At 48.0% G+C, this 7,274-nt stretch carries 4 protein-coding genes; 2 read left to right on the top strand and 2 right to left on the bottom strand.

Features of this window, described 5'->3' with window-relative positions:
• Window positions 1-304 precede the first annotated feature (304 nt).
• Both ACR2PX_RS23010 and ACR2PX_RS23005 read left to right on the top strand, forming a co-directional pair.
• A complete protein-coding gene (locus ACR2PX_RS23010) occupies window positions 305-781 on the top strand; it encodes a hypothetical protein (RefSeq protein ID WP_434001686.1) in 477 nt (158 codons plus the stop codon).
• Window positions 782-821: 40 nt separating this feature from the next.
• A complete protein-coding gene (locus tag ACR2PX_RS23005) occupies window positions 822-3,254 on the top strand; it encodes a PKD domain-containing protein (RefSeq protein ID WP_434001685.1) in 2,433 nt (810 codons plus the stop codon).
• 76 nt (window positions 3,255-3,330) lie between these two features.
• Here the strand turns inward: ACR2PX_RS23005 and ACR2PX_RS23000 are convergent, their stop codons facing one another.
• Both ACR2PX_RS23000 and ACR2PX_RS22995 read right to left on the bottom strand, forming a co-directional pair.
• A complete protein-coding gene (locus ACR2PX_RS23000; protein ID WP_434001684.1) occupies window positions 3,331-5,400 on the bottom strand; it encodes a PhoX family protein in 2,070 nt (689 codons plus the stop codon).
• Window positions 5,401-5,595: 195 nt separating this feature from the next.
• A complete protein-coding gene (locus ACR2PX_RS22995) occupies window positions 5,596-7,209 on the bottom strand; it encodes a PhoX family protein (RefSeq protein ID WP_434001687.1) in 1,614 nt (537 codons plus the stop codon).
• Between the last annotated feature and the right edge of the window lie 65 nt (window positions 7,210-7,274).

Below are 7,274 nucleotides of genomic sequence, written 5' to 3'. Positions count from 1 at the left end.
TAAGAAGCTTTGCAGTCTGTTCACTCTGCTGTTCGTTGCGGGTTGAGAAAACCATGGGATAAAGGATAGTCGCTGCAAGGGAAAGGTACTATTCTCTTTCTCTGTCCAGCAGTTTTTTAGGAATTACAAATTATCATTAGAAGGCATCCCTTATACCTTCATCACTTATAAAGTTGATCAAGTTATTGCTGGCAACTATACAGACGCAACCATTACCTTAAAGTATGTCGGTGGCACTTTTGCAAACGGCAATCGGCTAAGTGCAACCAATACACCTAATGTCACTATTGGCGAGCAAGCTATTTTGCTGGTACAGAAAAACAGTGATACGGGTTGTGACCTGGTTGAATGTGAACATGGTCGTTTTTTGCTAAACAGTGGTAAAATCATTGCGGGTAATCAATCGGCTATCGTAGTTGATGACAAAGGTGGCGTCGATTACATTTCACAATCTACCCAATTAAAAGGCATGCACGCTGCCAGTCTTAAAAAGACCAACATCCCTCAATTTGTTTCTCACTTGAAATCCCTGGACGAAGCCTCAAAAAGCTTGAGAAAAAAACCTCGGGCAACGGTCAATAACATTGATAAAAACACACCTTTTAAAGCGTACAGTGTTTTAACTCAATCGTTGAAAGCCCCTTCAGTTCCCCAGCTCATTAACACCCAGCAATCTTTTGATGCCCAGGGTAGTTCTCACGATCAGTGGGAACGGGAACAACTCAGAAATAACGGTGGCAACCCCGTTCTTACTGACAGCTTTAAAAGTGAAGAAGAATAACCTCTCCCAACCTTTTTAAACACATTCAAGTGAACCCATCATGAAACTTAATCAATTTCTTATAAGGTTGGGAGCAGTCACCTTATTGACCTTATCAAGCGGGCAAGCACTCGCTTATAAATACTGGACCGACTGTGGTAACAGCACACCAAGAAAGTGGGGCAGTAACAGTTTTACCTTTAATGCCAACCCGACAGGCTTTGATGGCCAATACGCCAAATGGTTTACGTCATTTTCCAACGCCCTGGCACGCTTTAACGATACCCCGGTTAACTTAACGGTAGGTCTCCAACTGGATAATGACCTCAATGTGGGCGTTGGTAACGGTGAGAGTGAAGTCTGGTGGGGTAACAATGGTAACTCTGCCATTGGCTACAACATTACCGACCCATGCGGCAATACGATTGAAGGGGATATTATTTTCCACAATACGGTCTCTTACAACGACGGCATGGAAGATAAAACCAACTTCTGGAATTATGGCGGTGACGCTCGAACCTTTGAAACAACCGCACTTCATGAAGTCGGTCATACCATTGGCCTGGCCCACGAAAATCGTTACTACAACATTATGGGGTCAGACTACACCCATGTTCATACCACCGGTGACAATGCTTTACGCTCCTACATGGGAGAAGATGCTGTTAACGGTTTAATTGCTACTTATGGTCAAACCGCCCGGGAAGACTTATCCGTTGCCGCCTGGAGGCATACCGGGGCTTCAGGAGAATACAGCTCTCATGGCAGAACCCGACTTTTTGACAGCAACGGGGCAGTCCTCGATTCCACCGTTGCTGTCTCCGGCTGCGGTTATTCCAGCTGTGAAAGACGCTATGAAGTGGAGCCAGGTCAAGCAATCCAGTATGAAATGACGCTGGAGAATAACGGTACTAACTCTCATACCGCCACTCTGGGTTACTATATTTCGACGAACGCGACCATCACCAGTACTGACACTTTAATTTCTACTGATACGGTTACAGTGACTCGTAATACACCGGATACGATCACACGCAATGTCGTGATTCCAGATAATCTGTCAGCCAATACCGACTACTATCTGGGCGTCATTATCGACAATGACAACTCCGTCTCAGAGTGGACAGAGGCTAACAATAGCAGCTACATCCATATGCGGACGGGGTCAGGTTCTTCGGGACAGCCACCTGTTGCTAAAGCCAATGGTCCTTACACCGGCTCTGTGAACAATCCGGTTGCGTTCAGCAGCTCCGGATCCAACGATCCTGATGGCAGCATTGCTTCTTACAGCTGGAATTTTGGTGATGGCAACACCAGCACTGCCGCTAATCCAAGCCATAGCTATACAACCACGGGCTCCTATAGTGTCATCCTGACTGTGACAGATAACTCTGGATTAACCGCAAACGATACAGCTTCCGTTACCGTATCCGCAGGAAGTTTATCCTATTGCTCTGCCCAAGGTGGGGGTAACTATGAATGGATAGCCAATGTCGCAACCGGGGGATTGAATAACAGTTCGAACCAGGCAGTTTATACTGACTTTACCAGCCAAACTGCAAGCCTGAGTACAGGTAACAATTCAGTCACTCTGACACCCGGTTTCTCAGGCAATGCCTACACCGAACACTGGTCCGTATGGATTGACCTGAATAAGGATGGGGACTTCACAGACAGTGGTGAACAAGTCTTAAGCGGTGTCTCTGGCTCAGCAGCAGTGAATGCAAATCTTAATATTCCTGCTTCAGCATCAGGCGTTATCGGCACTCGCATGCGCATTGCCATGAAGTACAATTCAGCACCCACAGCTTCCTGTGGCAACATCGGTGATGGCGAAGTTGAGGATTACTCCGTTAATATTGTTGCAGATGGAAGCAACCAGCCTCCGGTGGCGAATGCCAATGGTCCCTATTCCGGTAATATGGCTACCAATATTGCTTTCAGCAGTGCGGGATCTTCTGACTCCGATGGCTCTATTGCCACTTATAGCTGGAGCTTTGGCGACGGTAATAGCAGTTCATCGGCCAACCCTACTCACAGTTACTCTTCTGCAGGGTCTTACACTGCAGAACTTACCGTAACTGATAACGACGGGGCCTCTTCTTCAGACTCAGCCACTGTGTCCGTAACAGAGGTCTCTGGTAACGGCCTGGAAGATGCCTGTGCCACTGAAACACCTCAAACGGCTAATGGCTTAACCAGTGCCGATGCAGTGTGTGTTCCGGATGCCAGCGACTCAGGCAATATTCAATACTATTGGATTCTTGTACCTTCTGGCACAAACGCCATTCAGATTGAAGCCGGACATGGAAGTGGTAACGGCAATGTCTATTACAAGGCCAGCATCTGGGCTACTGCCAGTAACTATGACCAAAGCTCCACGGGAACAGGCAATACTGAAAACATGACAGTCAACAACCCCGGTTCAGGCTATCAGTATGTCAGCGTAGTCGGTGCCCGCACCGGTATGACTCTCAAGGCTACTTTGCGATAAACTCTGTGCCACAAGCATGAAAAAGCCGAAGAGCAAAATGCGCTTCGGCTTTTTTTCGGGTGATAAAAAAGGTTATTTACACACCTATTTCTCCACCCTCTTCTTTCATAATAACGACAGTAGCCGCACGAGGTCGGACATTCAGGTCAGCCGGAGTCTCTTCAGCAGCATTTTTGGTGTAAGGCCAGTTAGCAGGATGCTGAATATTGGCAAAGAAGCTGGTGTAGCCATTGTTAAATGCCAGCCCTGTCACCTCACAACCATTTGGCCCCACAAAGAAACGTTTCAACTGGTCCTGATTCGCATTATTCACAACAGGAGCGCCATCTGCGGATTGATCCAGTTGTGAAGGGATAATGGCCAGCATCTGATCATTGGTATTTTCAGTCACTTCAGAGGCACCATTATCGGTTTGAACCCACAGAATACCGCGATCATCAAATACCAGACCGTCCGGGCTGGCCAGTTCATTACTGGCATTCAGGCTGGAACGATTGGTGTCTGCATTACTGTTGGCCGGGGAACCAAACAAGAAGAACTCCCAGTTGAATGCCGTGGCTTCAGAACCTTCAGTCCAGCGAATAATATGACCGTACTGGTTATTTTCCCTGGGGTTGGCTGCATTGGTATCGTTTTTGGTATCTGAATCCTGGTTATCACGCTTGGTATTGTTGGTCAGTGTGACGTAGACCGCACCGGTTTTTGGATCTACGGCAGTCCACTCAGGACGGTCCATAGGCGTAGCTCCCAGAAGATCTGCAGCGCCCGGAGTGTTCAAAATAACCTTTGCCAGTGTTTCAAAACCACTGATATCACCCAGTCGCTGACCGTCCTTGGTGGTTGAGTCTGGTGTCAGAGGCAACCAAACACCCACGCCATTTTCGTCAAAGCGTGCGACGTATAGTGTCCCCTTGTCCATATACTTGGCACCCGTTGCCATACGATCAGCAGGATTGGCATCTGCAGAATCCCATAGAGCTTCAGAAACAAACTTATAGATATACTCAAAGCGACCATCATGACCTGAGTAGAAAACAACAGGCTTACCCTGCTCTACATTGCCGAATGAGCAGTCTTCATGCCGGAAACGCCCCAGAGCTGTGCGCTTAATGGCTTTTTCGCTGGCATTATAGGGGTTAATTTCTACGATATAGCCATGACCATTGGCTTCATTGCGGTAATCTTCAGTGGCATTGGCACCGGATGGGATCACATCAAAACGGGAGAATTCACCGGTTACAGAACCATCGGCTGGCGTATTCCAGCCATAACGTGTGCCGCCGTCACTGATGCCCATACGCTTCTGCTCATCTGTCCAGTTATCAACAGAATCTGAACGCGTGAAATAGCCAGGCCAGTTTTCTTCACACGTCAGGTAGGTTCCCCAAGGAGTATGACCGTTTCCGCAATTGTTATTGGTACCACGGGCAATGTTCTTGTTACCTTTCTCAGTCGTGTACTTAGTCACCAGAAGATCCAGATCGCTCTCTGCGATAGGACCGGAAACATCCATTTCGGTAGCAGCTGTAAAACGCTTGTTATAAGTACTGTTGGTGACAACGTCCCAGACGCCATCCATCAGTTTGATGTGCACTACAGAAATACCATGGGCATTGATTTCCTTGCGCACTTCTTCCACGGGTCGCACACCGGCTGACTCTTCTGTGGCACCGTTGGGATGCTGCGCCTTCTGATCTATGTATTCATGATTGATGCAGAGAATGCCTTCACTGGTACCTTCTCCCAGAGGGAAAAAGTGCATGCCATCGTGGTGCATACCAACGGCATTCAACTGATCTTCAGAACTGTTACTGCCATCATCCGCCCAGGCGTTGGCTGAGTCATTCAATGGCGTTCCCCAGGGGGCAAGTACCTGAGCCTTATAGCCTGCGGCGACAGCGACAGCATCCAGTTTTGATCCGGCGATGGACTCAAAGCCCAGTGTCAGGTCAGCAGATGTGGTTTCAGTATCGGAATCGTCGTTATTACATCCGGTCAAGCCAAGGCTGGCCAGCGCTGTAAAGGCTGCCAGGGCTCCACCACGCTTGATTACACCTCTGCGGGTCAGCTCTTTTTCCAGCACGGCAGAAATCGGCTTGTTGCCACTGTCGTTATAAACGGTGGGATCAAAAGTATGTTTGCTCATCGTCGTTATATGCCCTGCGACCAGTTTTTTTAGTTATTGGAAACTGGGGTTATTAAACGACATTAGCATTTCAATAAAATGTCTCGAATATGACAAACTGAAGTCTAAGTCTTTTAAGAGTCTGTGCCAGACATAGAAAAGCCGAAGAGTATTTTGCTCCCCGGCTTTTTCATCTTGTCAGGCTGTGAGAGCTATTTAAACGCCGACCTCACCACCACCTTCTTTCATAATGACGACCGTGGAAGAGCGCGCACGATTAGCACCACTGGAATCGGTTGCATCAGTCGCCCCTGCAGCTGGCCAGTTACCTGGATGCTGAATATTCAGAAAAAGACTCTGATTATCCGGTGCAAATGCCAAACCGGTCACTTCACAACCATTAGGGCCAACAAAGAAACGCTTCAGTTCTTCCTGATTATCAGCATTGACTGCCAGCTTATTATCAGTGCTGTTTAACTCAGAAGGGATAATCGCAAGCATCTGATCATTGGTGTTCTCGTTAGCACCGCCATCGGTTTGAATCCACATCAAACCACGATCATCGAATGCCAGACCATCCGGACTGCCGAATTCATTGGTTTCATTCAGACCGGACAGGTTCACCAATGTGTCTGCTGATGCGAAAGAACCAAAGAGGAAGAATTCCCAAGTGAACACACTGGGATCAGCGCCTTCATTCCAGCGAATGATATGACAGTATTGGTTTCCTTCACGAGGATTGGCCACGTTGGTATCAGTGTCTGGATTATTATCCTGATTGTCACGACTGCTGTTGTTTGTCAGCGTGACATATACAGAACCGGTTTTCGGATCAACGGCTGTCCACTCAGGGCGATCCATAGGTGTAGCACCCACCAGATCGGCAGCTCCCGGGGTATTCAGAATAATTTCAGCCTGAGTTGAGAATCCTGGAACATTCCCAAGCTTAACTCCGTTTTTGGTCTTTGCTTCTGGAGTCAGAGGCAGCCATTCCCCTTTGCCCTGCTCATCAAAACGAGCCGCATACAAAGTACCTTCATTCATGTACTTGGCACCGGTCACCAGGCGATTTTCAGAGTTGGCATCTGCTGGATTCCAAAGCTCTTTGGAAACAAACTTGTAGATGTACTCGAACTGGCTGTCATGACCAGAATAGAAGACCACAGGCTGACCTTCTGCCAGCTTGCCAAATGAGCACTCTTCATGGCGGAAACGACCCAGAGCGGTCCGTTTGATAGCTTTGGCTTGAGGATTGTAGGGATCAATCTCAACAATATAGCCATGGCCATTGGCTTCATTACGGAAATCCTGAGTAACATCTCCAGCACCTGGCGTTACATCAAAACGAGCAAACTCACCCGTTTCTTTTTCTGCAGCAGGAAGCACCGTATCCCAGCTATAACGAGTGCCGTTGGTACTGATACCAAGACGCTCCTGCTCTTTGATCAAGTCACCATTATTGACGAAATAGCCCGGCCAGTTTTCTTCACACGTCAGGTAAGTGCCCCATGGAGTGTGGCCATTACCACAGTTATTGTTGGTACCACGGGCCAGTGCTTTATTACCTTTTTCATCGGTGTATTTGGTCACCAGCAGATCATTGTCCGCTACTGGTCCTGTCAGGTCCATTTCAGTAGCAGCGGTGTAACGCTTGTTGTATTGACTGTTTTTAACCACGTCCCAGACACTATCAACCAGTTTGATATGAACAACCGAGACACCGTGGGCGTTGATTTCTTTGCGAACTTCTTCAGCAGGACGCTTACCGTTGTTATCGGTTGAGCGTAAAACCCCGTACTTTGAGTGCGGGGATGTAAGCTCGTCGGCGATAGCCGACTAATGCGGTGTTCTCTGCTGCTGAACGTACTGTTTGATGACTTCTATAGGAGCGCCAC

This window comes from Endozoicomonas sp. (assembly GCF_051008435.1).
Taxonomy (GTDB): domain Bacteria; phylum Pseudomonadota; class Gammaproteobacteria; order Pseudomonadales; family Endozoicomonadaceae; genus Endozoicomonas_A.
The sequence above is the reverse complement of the archived record's forward strand: the minus strand, read 5'-3'. Positions and strand labels throughout refer to the sequence as shown.